The 18,083-nt window shown below is 51.1% G+C and carries 15 protein-coding genes; 3 read left to right on the top strand and 12 right to left on the bottom strand.

All coding sequences use genetic code 11. The features are described 5' to 3' along the window. Positions 1-2: 2 nt before the first annotated feature. Positions 3-1,847 (top strand): cache domain-containing sensor histidine kinase, encoded by a 1,845-nt coding sequence (locus D3P08_RS12845; protein ID WP_119600094.1) that lies wholly within the window; start codon positions 3-5, stop codon positions 1,845-1,847. A gap of 115 nt (positions 1,848-1,962) precedes the next feature. Here the strand turns inward: D3P08_RS12845 and D3P08_RS12840 are convergent, their stop codons facing one another. The 11 genes from D3P08_RS12840 to D3P08_RS12790 form a co-directional block, all read right to left on the bottom strand. Next, positions 1,963-2,664 (bottom strand): N-acetylmannosamine-6-phosphate 2-epimerase, encoded by a 702-nt coding sequence (locus D3P08_RS12840; RefSeq protein WP_119600093.1) that lies wholly within the window; start codon positions 2,662-2,664, stop codon positions 1,963-1,965. A gap of 14 nt (positions 2,665-2,678) precedes the next feature. Continuing rightward, positions 2,679-3,593, bottom strand: a complete 915-nt coding sequence (locus D3P08_RS12835) for a dihydrodipicolinate synthase family protein (RefSeq protein WP_119600223.1) — start codon at positions 3,591-3,593, stop codon at positions 2,679-2,681. Between the two features lie 2 nt (positions 3,594-3,595). After that, entirely contained in the window at positions 3,596-4,495 is a 900-nt protein-coding gene (locus D3P08_RS12830; protein ID WP_119600092.1) for an ROK family protein, read from the bottom strand. Between the two features lie 10 nt (positions 4,496-4,505). Beyond that, positions 4,506-5,354, bottom strand: coding sequence for a carbohydrate ABC transporter permease (locus D3P08_RS12825; protein ID WP_119600091.1), 849 nt, complete (start codon positions 5,352-5,354; stop codon positions 4,506-4,508). A 10-nt stretch (positions 5,355-5,364) separates the two neighbouring features. Beyond that, a complete protein-coding gene (locus D3P08_RS12820; protein WP_119600090.1) occupies positions 5,365-6,240 on the bottom strand; it encodes a carbohydrate ABC transporter permease in 876 nt (291 codons plus the stop codon). Positions 6,241-6,338: 98 nt separating this feature from the next. Further along, entirely contained in the window at positions 6,339-7,754 is a 1,416-nt protein-coding gene (locus D3P08_RS12815) for an ABC transporter substrate-binding protein (protein WP_119600089.1), read from the bottom strand. 70 nt (positions 7,755-7,824) lie between these two features. Beyond that, positions 7,825-8,301, bottom strand: a complete 477-nt coding sequence (locus tag D3P08_RS12810) for a NanQ anomerase/TabA/YiaL family protein (protein WP_162848454.1) — start codon at positions 8,299-8,301, stop codon at positions 7,825-7,827. A 194-nt stretch (positions 8,302-8,495) separates the two neighbouring features. Further along, positions 8,496-9,698, bottom strand: coding sequence for a response regulator transcription factor (locus D3P08_RS12805; RefSeq protein ID WP_119600087.1), 1,203 nt, complete (start codon positions 9,696-9,698; stop codon positions 8,496-8,498). Continuing rightward, positions 9,688-11,475: a sensor histidine kinase gene (locus D3P08_RS12800; protein WP_119600086.1), complete on the bottom strand. Its 1,788-nt coding sequence runs from the start codon at positions 11,473-11,475 to the stop codon at positions 9,688-9,690. The genes D3P08_RS12805 and D3P08_RS12800 overlap by 11 nt, the downstream gene beginning before the upstream one ends. 34 nt (positions 11,476-11,509) lie before the next feature. Continuing rightward, complete coding sequence (locus D3P08_RS12795; RefSeq protein WP_119600085.1) at positions 11,510-12,196, bottom strand: LrgB family protein; 687 nt, start codon at positions 12,194-12,196, stop codon at positions 11,510-11,512. Further along, entirely contained in the window at positions 12,168-12,536 is a 369-nt protein-coding gene (locus D3P08_RS12790; RefSeq protein ID WP_119600084.1) for a CidA/LrgA family protein, read from the bottom strand. The genes D3P08_RS12795 and D3P08_RS12790 overlap by 29 nt, the downstream gene beginning before the upstream one ends. Before the next feature lie 297 nt (positions 12,537-12,833). Between D3P08_RS12790 and D3P08_RS12785 the strand changes: the two genes are divergently transcribed. Together D3P08_RS12785 and D3P08_RS12780 are read left to right on the top strand one after the other, a co-directional pair. Continuing rightward, the gene (locus D3P08_RS12785) at positions 12,834-16,232 is read left to right on the top strand and encodes a dockerin type I domain-containing protein (RefSeq protein WP_162848453.1); all 3,399 of its coding nucleotides are present in this window, start codon (positions 12,834-12,836) and stop codon (positions 16,230-16,232) included. Positions 16,233-16,307: 75 nt separating this feature from the next. After that, on the top strand, positions 16,308-17,192 hold the full coding sequence (locus tag D3P08_RS12780) for a hypothetical protein (protein ID WP_119600082.1): 885 nt from the start codon (positions 16,308-16,310) through the stop codon (positions 17,190-17,192). Here the strand turns inward: D3P08_RS12780 and D3P08_RS12775 are convergent. Beyond that, on the bottom strand, positions 17,155-18,066 hold the full coding sequence (locus tag D3P08_RS12775) for an AraC family transcriptional regulator (RefSeq protein WP_119600081.1): 912 nt from the start codon (positions 18,064-18,066) through the stop codon (positions 17,155-17,157). The genes D3P08_RS12780 and D3P08_RS12775 overlap by 38 nt on opposite strands. Positions 18,067-18,083: the final 17 nt, after the last annotated feature.

Below are 18,083 nucleotides of genomic sequence, written 5' to 3'. Positions count from 1 at the left end.
CCATGCGTTTTCTAAAACGACTGACTGCCCGCTTCCAGCTGAAGCGCGTCAACCATCAAATATTTCTGCTCTCCATCTTCACGATTACGATACCGCTGCTGGGCATGTCGGGCGTCGCGTACGGCTTCATGGTGCAAAGCGTCAAGAAAGAGTACCGGGACAGCGCCAGTCTTATTTTAAATCAGCTATCCTTTAATATTGACCAATATTTGCAAAGCATCGAAAAGGGAACCATATCCGCTCAGCTGGACGAGCAGCTGCAAAGCTCGCTTCAAAGCTGGGGCACCGATACGAGCACGGAAGGCGTGGAACAAACTCTTCAATACCGCAACGTGATCGAAAATTTCGTCAGCATGATCGAGATGACGATCAAAAACGTCGACAGCGTGCGAATTTACGCGGGGGACCGGATCTTCTACTCCATGAATTTCAATCAAGGCGATTACGAGGATATCGACTTCAAGGAGGCGGAATGGTATCAGGCGGCGCTTGCGGGTGAAGGCAAAGCGACGCTTATCGGCGCCCATCTTCCGTTCAACCGGGTTAATGCGTCCGAGCCCGTCATCTCCATCGCCAGAGTGATTAACAAGACGGGCACGCGCGACCCGCTCGGCGTCATCCTGGTCGATATCCGTCTGGATTCCTTGAAGGAAATTTTAAGCTTATCGGAGAACCGGAACCGTAATTTTCTTATCGTCGACGACAGGGGCGTCATCGTCTATTCCTCCGAACAGGAGCGGCGCGAAGAACAGCAGACCCCGCTGGTCCTCCCAGTATCCCGGACTCCGGCGCTTCAGAGCGTCATGCATAAGGAAACGGGCAGCTTCTACGCCGACTTGTCCGGCAAGCGGTCGTACGTCAACTTTGTCACCTCCTCCTATTCCGGCTGGAAGGTCATTCAATATATTGAGGAGCAGGAGATGACCAAAGACGCCAAGCTGTTCCGCAAGCTGATGCTGGCCTTTACGTTTTGCTCCATCGGAGCGGCGCTGCTTTTCCTTCTGATCCTGTCGGCGCGCGTTACCAAGCCGATCATTTATTTAAGCAGCCAGGTTAGAGCCGTCGGGATGGGGAAGTTCGACGTCAGCCTGGACAGCGAGCGCCAGGACGAGTTCGGCGTTCTTTACCGCGGCATTCGAAAAATGGTTGAGGATCTTGAGTCGCATATCGAACGTTCTTCGCATACGATGGCCCAGCATAAGCTTGCACAATATGGCGCGCTCAAAAGTCAGATCAACCCTCATTTCCTTGCAAATGCGCTCGAATCGATCCAGATGAAGGCCATTCTGTCCGGGCAGCGGGATATCGGGGAAATGGTCGGTCTGCTTGGCAGACTGTTCAGACTTCATATCCGGACGGGCAAGGAGAACGTCTCGCTGCAAGAAGAGCTCGAGCATACAAGACTGTATGTTAAAGTGCAGCAGATGCGGTTCGGCGACAAAATCCAATATTCCGAGGAGCTGGAAGACGGCACGGAGGATATGGCTGTACTCCACTTCACCTTGCAGCCGCTCATCGAAAACGCGGTTGTTCACGGCTTAGAGCGAAAGAACGGTCCCGGCATGCTTAAGGTGGCAGCCTTTAAGGAGGAACAAGCTCTCGTCATTACCGTTTCCGACAACGGAGCGGGCATCGACCAGGATACACTCGAAGGGTTAAGGCTGCGCTTGAAGCAGACGGGCGACACCTTGAGCGAAGAGCATATCGGCATTCAAAACGTGCATGACCGCATCCGCTATTATTACGGGGAGGGCTACGGCTTAACGCTGGACAGCACGCTTGGAATCGGTACGACCGTCGCTGTCCGCGTGCCGGCGGCCCGTATGGATAAACCGTCCGATGATTAACCCCAAATCGGGGTTCGCATCGTTCGAAGCGAATAATACACGCAAGAAGCAAAAAATGGCGATGCAGGGAGAAACCCTGTATCGCCATTTTTAATGCGTGCAGTCCTTGCGTGACTTATGCGGAGCCTCCGTTATGAATAGAAGAGCCGGCCTTCACGAAACGCGCCGTAATCTCCTTCGGCCGCGTAATGGCTCCCCCGACAACGACGGAAGCCGCGCCAAGCTCTAGACACCGGCGGTACATTTCCGGCGTCAGCACATTGCCCTCCGCCACTACGGGCACTCTTATTTCTTCGATAACCGCCTTCAGGAAAGCAAAATCTTGTTCGTAAAGCTTCGTATGAGACGTATAAGGCGTATAGCCGTGCAATGTTGTGGAGACGCAGTCAAAGCCAAGCACCTCCGCTGCGACCGCTTCTTCCAATGTCGATATGTCCGCCATCAGCTGCACTTTCGGATTTTTTTTGCGGCAATAAGCGACCAATGCGGCTATCGTATCGGAGCCGGGGCGCTTCCGAAGCGTTGCGTCCATCGCGATCATCTCGCAGCCGCTTTCCAGCAGCTCGTCGATTTCCTTGCGGGTCGCCGTTATGAACACATCGCTGTCCTCGTAATCGCGCTTCACAATGCCAATGACGGGAAGCTCCACTTCCTGTTTTATTGCGATAATATCCGCTTTGGAATTGGCTCTGATGCCGGCCGCTCCGCCCTCTTTGGCCGCCAGCGCCATCTTGCTCATAATAAACGAGCTGTGCAGCGGCTCATGCTCCAGAGCCTGGCATGATACAACCAAACCGCCTTTTATTTTGTCGAGCATATGAGGTCATCTCCTTATTGAATGCCGTATTCGGCGACTAGCGCCAAAATATCGCCGTTCAAGACGGCTAGCGAGGCATGATCCTCTTCGCGAACAGGCAGCAGCGGCAATCGAGGCTGACCTGTTTCTACGCCGCGGAGCGATAGGATATATTTAGCTGCTCCGTAAAGAGACGGATAAGCAAGCAAGCGTTTAATAACGGCATTAATCTTATATTGAAGCTCCTGCGCCTCCGTCACGCGATTAGCCAAATACAGTTCATTCAGCTTACAGAACAATTCCGGCATCACGCCGTAGGTTCCTCCGATTCCTCCGTCGGCTCCCATGATTCTGCCTGCAAGGAACTGCTCGTCCGGTCCGTTTAAGACAAGGAAATCTTCGCCGCCCGCAACTTTATATTGCTGCAGGTCGAACGTGCTCTCCCCGGACATTTTCACGCCGATTACTTTTGGCTGCTTGGCCAGCTTCTCAAGCAGCTTCGGCGACAGCTGAAAGCCTGTTGTCTGCGGAATATTATAAATGATGAACGGAAGATTGCTGCTGTCGATCATTTGCTGCCAATGGGTTTCAACAGCGGCCTCGGACAGGCGGTAGTAAATGGCGGGAACGGCGGATATCGCGTCAGCGCCGTGAGCCTCCGCGTGCTTGGACAGCTCCACGCTCTCTCGAGTCGAATTCGCGCCTACATGCACAATTACTTTTAATTCGCCTCGTATTTCCTGCATAACCGCTTCCAGCACCAGCTTGCGCTCTTCAGCCGTCTGCAGAATGCCTTCGCCAGAGCTTCCTCCGACGTACAAGCCTTTAATTCCTTTCCCGGCATAATAACGCGCTAGCTTCTTCACGCGCTCTGCGTCTACTTCCCCCTGCTCGTCGTAGGCTGAATACATCGCGACGTAAATGCCTTCAAACGTTTCGGTATTGCTCATCGTCATCTCTCCATCTCTTCTTTGAAGTAAGGATATATCGCGCCATACAGCGCGGCTTTATTGCCGAGCTTCGCAACCGCCAGCTCCGACTGGGAGAAGCCTGGAGGCAAAAAGCCCGACACTTGCAGCTTCAATTTGTTCAGCAAATAATCGCCTTGCTCCGATACGCCTCCGCCGATAACGATGAGCGCCGGGTCAGCCATCACGATGATGTCCGCAATGCCTCTGGCGATCTCTTCCGTCCACCTGTCGATTACGGCCAAGTACGGCTTGTTACCGGCCCTCGCTTCCTCGAACAGCGTAAATCCGCTGCCGTCAAAGTCAGGCAGCTTGTTAGCTGCCTGCTTCAACAACGCGGACATGGATGCCCTTTGCTCATAGGTGGTGCCGCTGTTTTTGTCATAAAGAGAATGGCCGATCTCCCCAGCGCGGAAGTGGGCGCCGGCAACCAGCCGACCGCCGCAAAACAATGCGCCGCCGATCCCCGTGCCAAGCGTCATGCAAAAAAAATCGTCGACGCCTTCCGCCGCGCCCCTCCACCATTCGCCGACCGCGGCGGCGTTTACATCGTTCGCCACCTTAGTAACGAGCCCGAACCGTTCTTCAACGGCCCGTTTCAAATTGGTTCCCTTGTATTCGGGAATGGTGCCGCCGGCAAAAATGATTTCCCCGCTCCTTGTGTCCACCACTCCGGCTGTGCTGATTCCGACACCTTGCATGAGACCGTAACGGTCCGTCATCTCTTGCACGATCGTTACGACAGCTTCGGGAATGCGTATATTCGCTGCGCCTGAAGGCGTCTTCCGCTTATCGTGGCAGACGATATTCCCATTCTCTGCGAAGACGGCGTATTTGATCTCGGTGCCCCCAACGTCCACGCTAATCCATTGCTTCCCCGGCATAAGCCACCTCTTATTCCTTCACAGCGCCGATGGAGATGCCGCGCGTGAAATATTGCTGGAACAGAACAAAGATGATCAGCATCGGTATAGCCGCAACCGTCGCGCCGGCCATCTTGTACGCAAAGTTCGGATTTAAATCCTGCATCAGCGTCGCGATGCCCACCATCAGCGTTTTCATTTCCCTGTCTTGACCGATAACGAGCTGCCACAAATAGTCGTTCCAGACTTGCACGAAGTTCAGAATAAACAACGCTCCGATCCCGGGCTTCACAATCGGGAGCATGATTTGCAGGAACGTTCTTACCTCGCCCGCGCCGTCGATTCTCGCCGCCTCGCGCAGCGCGTCGGGAGCGGAGTCAAAAAAGCCTTTCAGCAGGAATACGCCGAATGCGGTGGCCACGTTCGGCCAGATCATGCCGTGCAAATCGTTCACGAGGCCTAAATCCTGCGCAATGCGGAACAAAGGCACGATCATGACTTCTTTTGGAACCATCAAGCTTGAAATAAGCAGCACGAAGATAAGGTTTTTCCCCTTGAATTGCAGCTTCGAGAAGGCGTAAGCCGCCATAGAGCTTGTTATGACAAGCAGCACGGTGGACAAGCCCGCCACATAGAGGCTGTTAAAGGTCCAGCGCAGCGCCGGCTGGCTCTCGAATACTTCGAAGTAATTGGATAATGTGAACGTCTTCGGCCACCAATCCGGAGGCATCTTGACGACATCAGAGCTGTTTTTCATCGAGCTTGTAAACAGCCAGTACAGCGGAAACAGATTCAATATGGCGAAAAAAGCGACAATGAGATTCGAGACGACATCGTATTTTTCCCGTTGTCTTTTGGACTTCGTATTTGGTTGCAGCATAGCTTATCCCTCACTTATCCTTGAACATCGACCTGAGCTGAGGCACCGAGAGCAGCATCGTAATGATGAACATAATGACCCCTACCGCGGAAGCGACGCCCAGCTGATTGAACTTGAACGCGTTGTTGTAGAGATAATACATCATCGTAACGGATGCGTTATTAGGTCCTCCACCGGTCAGAAGCTGAATGACAACGAATATTTTGAGTACGGCGATGATGTTGACAATCGTAATGTAAATCGTCGTCGGCTTCACGAGCGGGATTAAGATCTGAAAGATAACCTTCAACCGGCTGGCGCCGTCCACTTCCGCGGCTTCGAACAGATCCTTCGGCACGCCGATCATGGACGCGATATATAAAATAATGGCCTGGCCAACGTTGGTGGCGAATGTTACGAAAATAATGACTGGCAGAACCGTGTTTTTATTCCCAAGCAAATTGACAACGCTCAAATCCATCTCGCGAGCCATATAGGAGATAAGACCGTTTGCCGGGCTGAGCAGGAAGCTCCAGACCATGCTCATGACGACCATGGATACCATAACCGGTATATAATAGCTTCCGCGGATAAACGATACGTATTTGGCGTTTTTGTCGAATACGGCAGATGCTACGAATAAAGAAAAAACGACCGTAAGCAATACGATAAAAACAACGAATATAACCGTATTTACAATCGATTTGAAAAATACCGGGTCGCTGAAAAGCGTTGCGTAGTTATCGAAGCCTACAAAAGTTTCCTTCTGATACTGCACCTTGTAAAAGCTAAGCCTGATCCCTTCGATAATGGGATAAACGATAAACAGCAGGAACAGCAGAAATTGCGGCAAAATAAACAGATAGCCGGTTATATTTTCTCTCAAGTAAGGGTTTCTCAATTTCATGGTTATCCGTTACCTTTCTTTCCGAAGCCGCGGCCTCATCGCGAACGGACAGCCGCGGGCATTCGGAAATTTATTTTGCTTGTCGGGAAAGGGCGGTGCTATTTCATAATCGTGGAGTTTTCCTTCGCACTCGCGATAACTTCATTGCCCTTCGTTTGGTAGTCCTTCACAGCTTCGGCAGGCGTTTTCTCATTGACATACATCGCTTGAAGCTCAGGGAATAATACTTGTCTCAACTCGCTGTAGCCCGGAACGTTGCCGGTGAAAGCAAACATATAGGCCGAGTTTTTATCGTAAGCCTCGAAGAGAGGATATTGGTCCTTGTATTCATTCGCGACAGAGGATCTAACCGGCACGCTGTTTTTGGACGACTTCACAAGCTCAGGGTCCGTGGAGAAAAACTTAATGAAGTCTTTGGCCACTTCCTCGCGCTTGGCGTCACCCGTCTTGAACGCGCTGGCGCCTACCACATAAGTGAAGGTAAGCGGATCTCCGCCTTCGGATGGAATGTTCGCCAATCGAATGTCAAACTTCGGCGCTTTGCCGGATTCCATATCCGCCTTCGCGTTGTTGAACAGCACGGCGTTCGTAAAGCTGATGGCAAGCTGCTGGTTTTGGAACATCGCATTGGCATCGTTGGAGGAGACGGATTCGGCGCCTGGATTCGTGTAGCCGCCGTCGTACATTTTTTTCAGCCATTCCGCCGCTTTTACACCCTTCTCGTCGTCCAGAACAATATTGCCGTTCTCGTCGAAGAACGGGTTGCCGAACATTCTCAGGTAAGCCAGATTCCAAGTGTCGCCCTGATTGTTCAGCGCGTAGAGCGCCATTGGATAAGCATTCGAATATTGATCCTTTGGCAGATTGTTCTTCAGACCGTCCAAAATTTGCTCGTACTCCGCAAGCGTCCACGTTTTAATTTCCGTCTCGCCGCCGATGAAGCTCTCAAGCCCAGCGGCTTTGAACATGTCGGCATTATAGGCAAAGGTGCCGGGATTGTGCGAGAACGGATAGAAATAGACATCGTCGCCGAACGTGACGTTCTCCCAATAGCCCTCTGCGATATCGCCTCTCGCTTCGGCGTCAACCAGATCCGTGAGCGGAAGCAACGCGCCGCGATGAGCGTAATCCCCCATGGCGAATACGCTTTCAAAGAACACATCCGGAGGCGTTCCGCCGCTTAAGTTAACGTTAAGCAGCTCGTCCCGTTGGTCGCCTGCAATTACCTCGACGTTAATTTTGGCGTTGTATTTGTCATACTGGGCGGTAAATTTTTCGGCCGCGTGTTTGAAGAAGCTGTCGTAATCCGCGCCTTCCTCCGTCGCCTCAAGAACGCCCTTCCATTGCGGAGTGAGCCATACGGAAATTTCCACACTTTCTTTGGAGCTGCCGCTAGCGCCGTTTGTATCGGGCGATTCGCCGTTTGTATTGCCGCCGTTGCTCGAGCACCCGACTACCAGAGCGAGAATAAGGACGAAGATGAAACTCATTTGCCACGAACGTTTTTTTAACATATGGAGTAGCCCCCTTAGACGTTTGTCATTTTTCTCGTGCTTCCTTCTTACCTTCTTGCTGTTACAACGCTTACAATTTCATGAGAGCGTGGCGAATCTTTACGACTGCCTTTCGTATACTCGCCGGGACCGACTCCGACAGACCCGGCCGATGCAGGTCCTCCGGAAACAACACGACGAACATGCCGGGCAGCAGCTTCAAGTACGATTCGTTTCCGAGTTCGGCATATAAGGCAAAGTCCTTCTCTGAATCGTATCCCTGTGAAGGTGCCTCGCTGCCGTCTTGAAGCTGCCATCCGATGATCTCCGTTCCTTCCAGCAGAAGGTGGATATCGAAGTACGTCTCATGCTTCTCCGCCGGCTGCTCCGAAGCTTCCTTGCCTGAAATGGTCATGACCACCGCGTACATGTCCTCATCCTGAATCGGGTACTTTCCGTCTTCCAGCTTTTTGAAGTCTGTCTTTGCCAAATAGTCGAGCGCTTTCCGTAAGACAGGATGCGAAAATTGGCGTTCGTCTGGCCATTGCGTGAGCGATCCTGCGATCATGCGAATGCTCACCCCCCTCTTTATAGTGCGAGTCTCCTCGGTTGAGAAGGCTTCTGTGCCCATTATAGGCTCTTCCTAATGGCTCGAAACAGGAACTCGTTTTCGCACTTTCTTCACAATTTTCATCAATCGGGCGGAATGTTCACAAAATTTCGACATGGAAATGAAAACGTTCACATTTTTTCGACGAGGGCCTATTTCGTCCCGTGCAGCGCGCGGTATTTTTGCGGGCTGACGCCTTTCATTTTTTTGAAAATACGTCCAAAATAGTTGCTGTTCTCATAACCAACCCGCTCTGAAATCAAGTAGCCTGGCAAATCCGTCTCGATCAGCAAAGAAGCGGCTTTTTCGACGCGGAGCATATTCAGCCAATCGATAAAATTAGTCCCTGTTTCCTTTTTGAAGACGGTGCTTAAATAAGCTTCGCTCATATTCACCATTCTAGCCGCCGATCGAAGCGATAGATTGCTTGCGAAATGCTCCTCCATATAACGCAGAAGCTGCTTGATGTCGTCCCGGGAGGCTTCCTTGGCCAAGGCGGATTGCTCCCTCTCGCAAGCGGACTTCTTGAGCTCATTCATCCGTTCCTTCGCTTCTCCCCATCGACCGATCCGTTCGCTTATATATCCGCTTAAAGAAATGCCTAGAAGACTGCTCGACGCATTCTCAAGATTGATCATGCGTGATTGCAGCTTGTCCAAGCCGCCGTCAGGCAAAGTCAAAATCGCCGAAAGCTTGTCCTTTTCCGTCTGAATAGGCCCAGCGCGCACAATCCCTTGAAGCTCGGACTGGACCAGATGCTCAAGCAGTCTTGATGCGGAATGCTGCGGAACCCCTTCACGAATGCCTCTGATTGTTAGCAGCAGCAAATAGCTATAGGGGGGCAGCTCATTATCCAGCCACCCGTCATCGCTCGTCTCCGCCGATAACGCCAATTGCAGCTTCCGATTCAGCGAATCCGAGGTTTCATTTGAGGCTGCCTCGGACTGTTCTTGTTCGAGGCTCTTGATCTGATTCCGCTGGAGCTTGCCGCTTGCGTCAATCAGCAATTGCAGCAGCTCCGCAGGCTTCAGCGACGTCTTCAGCAGATAATCCTCCACGCCAAGCTTCATGGCCTTGCGCACATAGTCGAATTCGTTATGGCTGCTAAGCACGATAATCAGCGTGCCCGGATAACGTTCCTTAACCTTTTCGATTAACTCGAGACCGTTCATATTCGGCATGACAATGTCGGTAAGCAAAATATCGGGAGGCCCGTCCGCCATCAATTCGAGCGCTTTCGCGCCGTCGGGGGCGTCCCCCATGAACTGAAAGCCGTGCTCTTCCCATTGAATGAGCGACTTTACACCGAGACGAACCAGCATCTCGTCGTCAACAAGCATCACTTTATATGCCATCGTTCATTCTCCTTTCCGCTTTTCGTGCAGGCAGCGTGAATGTAACCGTCGTCCCGTTTCCGGGACTTCCGGAAATCGAGATGCCGTAAGCGCCGCCGTATTGCATCCGAATTCTGTCATGAACGTTTTTTAATCCAATTCGTTCGGGCGGCGGCTCTTCCGGCCCAGAGGACAACCTTCTCTCGAGCTCCTGTATCCGGTCAGCGGATAGGCCAGGTCCGTTATCGGACACGGTTAACAGAAACCGCTCATCATCCCGCTGCGCTTGAATGGCGATCAGACCAGGCCCGTCGGTCTTCTCAATGCCGTGAATAAGGCTGTTTTCGATGACGGGCTGCAGCATGATTCGGATCACCTCTTGATCCATTACATCCTCCGGAATTTCAAGCTTCAGCGAAAGCTTGTCATGATATTTCATCATCATGAGCCCCATATAATTTTTGATGTATTCGATTTCTTCCTTTAACGGGATGAGACTGCTGCCTCTTCCGATGCTGCCTTCCAATATACCTCCCAGGTTGGAGAGCATGTCTCCGACATCGCCGTTGCCCCTTATATAAGCCATCCACTTTATATTATTGAGCGTATTCAGTATAAAATGAGGGTTGATTTGGGCTTGCAAAGCCCGGAATCTCATCTCTTCCTTTTGCTCGTATTCGTCTTTTACCCGCGTCAATAAACCGCGAATCTCTTTGACCATTTTGTTGTACGTTTCGATCAGCGAGGCAATTTCATCCGGACCGGCAACGGCGATGGCCGAATAAAACTGCTTATCCTCGAGCTCCAGCATCTTCTTTTTGAGCAGCTTGAGCGGCTTGACAATATTGAAGGAGATCGACAAGGAAACAATGGTAAAGACGATAAAAATAACGATAATAATTTCAATATTCGTCTCGCGAATATCGAAAATTTCCTTAAATACGGTGTCGTATGAAACGACTTGGACGAGCTTCCACCCGTTAAGCTGAATCGTGTCGTGATTGACGATCCACTTGCCGCCGTCCCTCTCCAAAATATTTTGGCCGTTATATTCCGACATTAATTTCTCGAGATCGATTTCTTCGGGAAGCGGCTTTCCGATCATCGCCTTCGACGGACTGGACACAACGATGCCGTTCCGGTCCACCAGATATACGCTGCCTTCAAGCCCGGTCAAATATTGCCGGATATCCTCCTCCGTTACGCTGAACGCGATCATCCCTATATTTTGAGAGGTTTGCAGATCGGTGACGGTTCTCGCGAGGGTGATGATCGGTTCGCGGTCCGAGTAGAGCATCGCTTTGTCATTGAACATCCATCGGTGCTGATAGGGCTTGCCGATCATTTCGTTGTACCATTCCGACTCCGTATATTCCTCGTACAAAGCTTGAAAAATATAGCTTGTGCTCAGCCAATTGCCCTTCAGATCGAATACCGTCACATAGGAATTGGTAAAGTACGAGCTGAACGGGCGATTCAGCACTTCATTGTTCAGCCTTAGCTTCTCGTAGCTGGTTAATGCGTCCGGATCCTTCAGAAGCTCGATCATATTAGGGTTGATCGTAATATCGACGGAGGACTTGAGCATGTCCTCCAAAAACAATTCGACGTTAAGATTGACCAAAAAAAGCGCATCTTGGGCGGTTCGGCCGATTTTTCGTTCGATGACGCTTTCCAAAGGCTTGTCCAGCAGATAGAAGGTTAACAGGACAGGGATGATCAAAAAAAGAAGAATCGAAAAAAAGATCCGGTTATGGATGGAATTCCATCGGCCCAAAGCTTTGCTGAACCACTTCATGTTGTACCCCTTTCCATCTTTGGTCCTGATCGATCTATACCAGCATCATCGCGACCGTCGTGATGATGCCGGCCGCGGCCATGGCAAAGCCGCTGACGCTGCCTTGCTTCTCCGAATACGACATTAGGCGAGCGGTGCCAATGCCATGGGATGAGGTTCCGATTGCGGCGCCGACGGATAGGTCGTCTTTTATGCCGCAGATGCGAAGGAATGCCGGCCCTGCAAGACTTCCAAATAGTCCGGTTAGCACAGACAGAGAGGCTGCCAGCTCCGGGATGCCTCCCTGGCGCGCCGCGACCGCCATTGAAAACGGCGCCGAAGAGGACTTGGCTATCGCGGAATATAATAGCTCGGCGGATGCTCCCGACATCGCTATCATGCATGCCGTAGAAGCCGCCGAGATGAGCGCGCCGACCGTGATGCCTGTCAGCACAGGCGCCAGCCTGCGCCTAATGAGAGCAGCATGTTTGTACAGCGGAACCGCAAGCGCAACTGTTGCCGGCCCAAGCGCCCAGCTGACCATATCGGCGCCTGCCTGATAGGTTTCATATGATAGCCCTCCGGCTTTTAACACAAGGATAATAGCTGCTGAAGCCGCAATCAGGGGATGGACCCACCGGATTTTCTTCCTAAGCCAAAGGGCACAAACATAAAAAATAATCGTCAAAAGAGCCCCGAATAAAAACAGCGGATTATGCGGAAGTGGACCGGCTAACGTCATGCTCTTTCCTCCTGTCCGGCCACAACCGAATGACGGCGCCTGCCGCGAGCATCGTAAAAAGCGTGTTCAGCACGATGCTGAGCGTAACCGGCAGCCATGCCGCCCGAAGCTCATTCCCATACGCCGCCGCGCCGACAATCGCCGGTATGAACAAGAGCCCCATGTGGCGAATGGCAATGCTCGAGCCCGCATCGACCCATTCAAGCTTGATCAGACCAATCGATAAAGATACCGTCAGCAAAGCTAGACCGATGACGTTCGCCGGCAACGGAACCGATAATCCTTTCTCAAGCCCGATACCCAGAAGGTAAAAAATCGTAAATAGTGCAATGCCCCGCATCGATAAGCCCCTTTCCTGCCGTTCGTTTCTAATGCTGCTATTTCATTGTACCGAAGCCGTTCTTCTGCAATATCCCCTTAACTTGACCGCTTTATAGCCCTTATATGACAACTTCAACCCGGCCTTTTTTTTAGCCAGGATGATCCCTTCCCATTCGCTTAGACTTTTCACATTTGGTGAAATTGTAGGCAAGTTTGTCAATAGAGCCGCCAGAATAGGCTCCCTATAATTAAAGTCGGGGGTGATACAAATCGTATCCTAAAGATCGAAATGAACATTATGAGGGAGGATTTAGGAATGATGAAGGCGCCAAAAAACATGTACCGAAAAGCAATCGTTCTCGTTCTTGCATTTATGTTGATTTTAAGCGCAAATAGCGGCGGTTGGGCGCTCGGTGCCCGGACGGCTGATGCGGCAAGCGAAAGCGGTGACCAGCCATTAGCGGAAGCTAGTCTAGTACCGGCAAACGAAGCAGCGCCTGGTCCCATCGTAGGATCGTTAAAAAATTTCATCGTGAACAGCGGCTTCGAGAGCGACAGCCATTTAACAAGAGACGTTACGAAGCATGTCGGCAATTGGGTGTTGTGGTTAAGCAATGTTGCTGCCGACGTCGGACGGAATAATACCCGCGCCGCGGTTATTACACAAAACGGCTCGTCGCTTGAACAGGACATCGTCGATTTAAAGCCAAATACAGAGTATGTGATACAGGCTTGGGCGAAAAGCACGAATCCTTCGGCGCAATTTTTCATCGGCGTTAAAAACTTCGGCGGCGGCCAAAGCACCGTACATGTCGACAACACGGAGTATAAGCAATATCAATTAATATTCAGAACCGGATCCAGCAATACGAGCGCGCGGGTTTTCTTCTGGAAAGACACAGGAAGCGGCACAGGCTACGTGGACGATTACGAGGTCTGGCAAAAATCCAGCATAAACTCGGTTTCCATCCATCATGAAGGACTTGCGGAAATCAGCTTTAAAACCGCTCCGCCATCCGTACAAGCGGGCGATTTTGAGTCCTCTTACATTTCCAGCATTCAGCCGGGGCAAACGGTGCCGATTGCGCTTAACGACTTCCAATACGACGCCGCTGCGGGGAAAGCGACCTACCGCTTTGATCCGTTGCCTGGCTTCCCTGTCGCGCAGCAGATCACTCATAAAGTGAAATATAAGCCGGACGGCTCCGAGCTGCAGGTCGATTATGAGCTTCCCGCTAACGGCGAACCGGTCGTGGAGCCGGTCATTGAAGAGATGAACGCCGAAAACGGCAAAATCGAACTCGTATTGGAAAATACGCCTAATCCGCCGCTCCTCTTATCGGATATCGAGGCAGCCTATACGGTAAATGACGGGGAAGCCGTCCAGCTCCCGATCGAGAGCTATCAGTATGTCGAGAATGAAAAAAAAGTTGTATTAACGTTTGCCGCCATCTCTCGCGGAGTCAGCCCTAAAAATGTCAAAATCATTGTCAGCTTGAAGGATGACAGTGCCGAAGCAAGCTTCATCGTTGACGCGCTGGGCGACGGCAACACCTACTATGTGGATCATGCGAACGGGAATGACCTTAACGATGGCTTATCCCCAGAGACCGCGTGGAAGTCGCTGGACAAGGTTAACGCGACAACCTTCTCCGGCGGCGATAAACTGCTGTTCAAGGCGGGCGGCGAATGGACCGGACAGCTGTGGCCGAAGGGGTCCGGCGTGGAAGGTAAACCGATTATTATCGATAAATACGGGGATGGTCCGAAGCCGAGATTTATGCCTGGACCCGATGTTACCACCCCGTATATGACATGGGTCAATACGACACGCCGAAACGTAAAGGTCAATAACGGACTGATGCTCTCGAACCAGTCCTACTGGGAAATTAATAGCCTGGAGCTCTTTGACCCCGGCTATAGCAGCGTCGATCCTTACAAAACCGACGTCTACAGACGCGGTGTCTATATCCATGGAGAAGATGCCGGAGAGCTGAAGCATATTTATTTGAACGATTTGTATATTCACGGCTACAGAGGTCCTTATTATAACGAAGGCAAAGTGTCCGGAGGCATCATCGTCCATATTTTCACGAACCCCGACGACGTGTCCAAACGAAAAATAACCTGGATTGACGACCTTAAAATTACGAACAACAAAATCGAACAGGTCGGCAGATCCGGCATCAACTTCCATACGCCTTGGACAACACGGAAAGCGGAAGATGGGAAATGGGCGAATTTCAGCTATGTCGGGGCCGGAGAATGGACGCCGTTCACCAACGTTTACATTGGCCATAACATCTTCAAGGAAATTGACGGTGATGGAACGATCCTCGATAATACGCAAGGCGCCGTATTCGAGCACAACCTAGTCTACAAAGCGCTCAATAATTCCGGATATGCCGCCGGCGTATTCAATTGGAATTCGAACGATACGGTCATTCAATTCAATGAGCTCAGCAACACGGGCCGGGGAAATGACGCTCAAGGCGTAGAGATCGACGCCCTTAACGATAATACGCTGGTCCAGTATAACTATTCCCACGATAACTTCGGCGGATTTTTCGAGTGGTGCACAATACCCGGCTACCCGAGCTATAACGGAACGTTCCGGTATAACATTAGCCAGAATGACGGGACCGGCTATGGCGTTATCGCGTTGTTCACCAACAATTTCGGCAGTAAAGCCTATAACAATACCATTTATTTAGGCGCAGGACTCGATCGGACCGTGTTCTCGAGGAAATCCGGCAGCTATAATAACCGGATCCAATTTTTCAATAACATTGTCTATAACGAAGGCGGACTCACGAATTTAAACTACCATACCGATGTTGTGGATTACAGCAACAACCTGTTCTATGGCTTCCCGAGCGCCCCGGCGGGATCGATTACCGCCGACCCGATGCTTGAAGCGATTGGGACAGGCGGCAATTATCAGGAAGACGGCCCGGACGTGTTCTCCACCCTTGCCGGATACCGCCCGCTCCCCGATTCGCCGGTTATTGACGCAGGCCGTATAGAAGAAAACAACGGCGGACGAGACTTCTTCAATAACCCGTTGAATAGCGGATTGCCTGACGTTGGAGCTGTGGAGTATTACGAGGAGGAGCAAGAGCCTGCATCTGTCACGTTCACTGGCCCGGCGTCTGTGCGAGGCGGCGATTCGTTCTCCGTGAAGCTCGGGCTGCGCCATTTGGAAAGCCCGGTATTAGCCCAAGATATGACGGTTCACTACGACCATAGCCTGTTTGAATTTATAGAGGCGAGCTCCTTGATCGACGGTGTCCGGATTCTCGAAACCGTTCATGAGTCCGGACAAATCCGATTGCTGCTTTACAGCGAAGGACCCGGGCATGCGGTTTCCGGAGACCGGGAAGTGATCGAGCTGGCGTTCAAGGCCAAGCCCGCCGTACATGCGGCGACAGGACAAATATCCGCCGCTAAAGCGATATTAGCCGATAAAGACGGCGTAGAGTGGGAAGCCGCCCCCTCCTCCATCTCAATCGAAGTTGGCGTTGCTGGAGTTCCGGGCGACTTCAACGGCGACGAGCGCGTAAGCATCGGCGATTTGGCGATGCTGGCCGTGCATTTTGGCAAAAACACGGAGAGTCCGGATTGGGAGCAAGTGAAGCAATTGGATCTGAACAACGACGGCGTTATCGACATTATCGACCTCGCGGAGCTTGCGCAAAAAATCGTAATGTCCTAAAAGCAGTTCCAATAAGTCTGCGCATTTTCGTTCATGCGCAGACTTATTGTCCTGTATGGAAACGGAGGGGTTCCTATGAAATTTCCAGCCTATTCAAAACCATTTATTCTGTGGTCTTCTGTCTTCGTCTTGCTCATCACTGTGATAACGGCACTGCTGCTGCTTTCGAAGAATGTAATTCGTATCGAAGCTGTGACCGAAACGAATCGAATCACGATTTCGGATGAAGAGTTTAACTTTTATCTGGACATAGTCCGCAGCGGCGAGCTGAATAGGGAGTTAACCCCTGAGCTGAAAGAAAAAGCGATGGACTATGCGAAAACCGTATATGCGAAGCTGCAGCTGGCGGGCCGATACGGGGTTGTCGATACCTATTCCTTCGAAAAGCTGAAGCAAGGACACCGCGAGGAAAATGAGAAGCGCAAAAAAATGAAAGAAGAAGGCCAAGTCTTTTATGGCCCTGAGCATCTAGAGCTTGGCGATTATTTTGAATATTTCATAGACGAAATGACAATGGCAACCATTTCGGCAATGGCTGAAAAGGAAAGTAAACCGTTAGTGAAGGAAAGCAGGGCTTATTATGACGAAATAAAAGATCTATTTTCGGATGAAACCATCCTATTTGATTTGATCAAGCAGTCGGAAAACGGGGCATCTGATGAGATCGAGCATTTCGAGCTTAACAATAATAATAGACGAATATTCGAAAACACCGAACCAGAGCTTTTAAGCCTGCTGGACTCTTTGCAAGCCGGAGACGAGGCGCCGTACACGAGAAACAACGAACCATATATCGTGGCCATGAAATCTAGAACGAAGCTGGATCTCGCTTTTGACGAGAATAAGGAGCAGGCCATCAAAATGTATGTGAATGATGTGCATTATGTAAATGAAATGAACCGGGCTAAGGACGCGTTGGAAATCAGAGTGCCGGATCAGACTCCGGAATCGAGTGCTTAGGACGGAATTGGCTTGGCGCCTTATTCGTCCAACGGCGGAACTGCCTTGAGAAGTGGCTGACCGAGCTGAAGCCAAGGCTTTCCGAAATCGCATCCACCGTCATATTCGTCGTAACCAGCATCTCCTTCGCTCGATTGAGCTTGAGACGGCTTAAATATTGACGCGGTGAAAGCCCGTATACTTGAGAAAATATTTTCGAGCACTGATAACGGCTTAGATGAAATTCGGAAGAAATATCGGCAATCGAAATATCCGTATTCAAGCTTTTCACTAGCCGTTCTTCAATAGCATGGGCTATATCCGTCATATAATTGGATATGGCATTCGGTATAGCGTTATCGGACTTCGATTTCGGAGGGAAAGACAGCATTTCCGCAATGATGAGAAGGACATGCGTTTGCAAGTAGATCCGGTTGGTCAGCGAGAAGCCGATCTCTTTAACTTCCGACGTTTCTATGATTTGATCATGAAGCAGCCCGCGCTGCAATAAAGATTCAATCACGCCGATATAACGAGGCAGCTTGCTGGAAGCTGCTTCCTCGCGCGTAATGGTCCGATAGGGAGAAGAGCCCAACTGTTCGCGCATCTCCATGTCATCCAGATCGAAGTGAGCGTTGAAATAAACGTAATGGTGGCGCGAATGGTTAACGGTCGAATGTCTGGATCCCGAGTTGATCAAGAGCCAGTCTCCTTCCCTATGAAGGACGGGAACGCCGTTAATTCGATGGGTAATCTCGCCTTCCCCGCAGTAGATGAGCTCAAAAAAATGATGATGATGGGTGGGAAACTCCCAAGAAGGCGGTTTCACCCCGAAATGGCAGCCGATCAATTGCAGCGTATTCGTCAGATTGGGGAATTTGACAATCGTCTCCATGGCGCGTCCTCATTTCG

Origin of the sequence: Paenibacillus nanensis, from assembly GCF_003583765.1 — a bacterium.
GTDB lineage: Bacteria > Bacillota > Bacilli > Paenibacillales > Paenibacillaceae > Pristimantibacillus > Pristimantibacillus nanensis.
The sequence above is the reverse complement of the archived record's forward strand: the minus strand, read 5'-3'. Positions and strand labels throughout refer to the sequence as shown.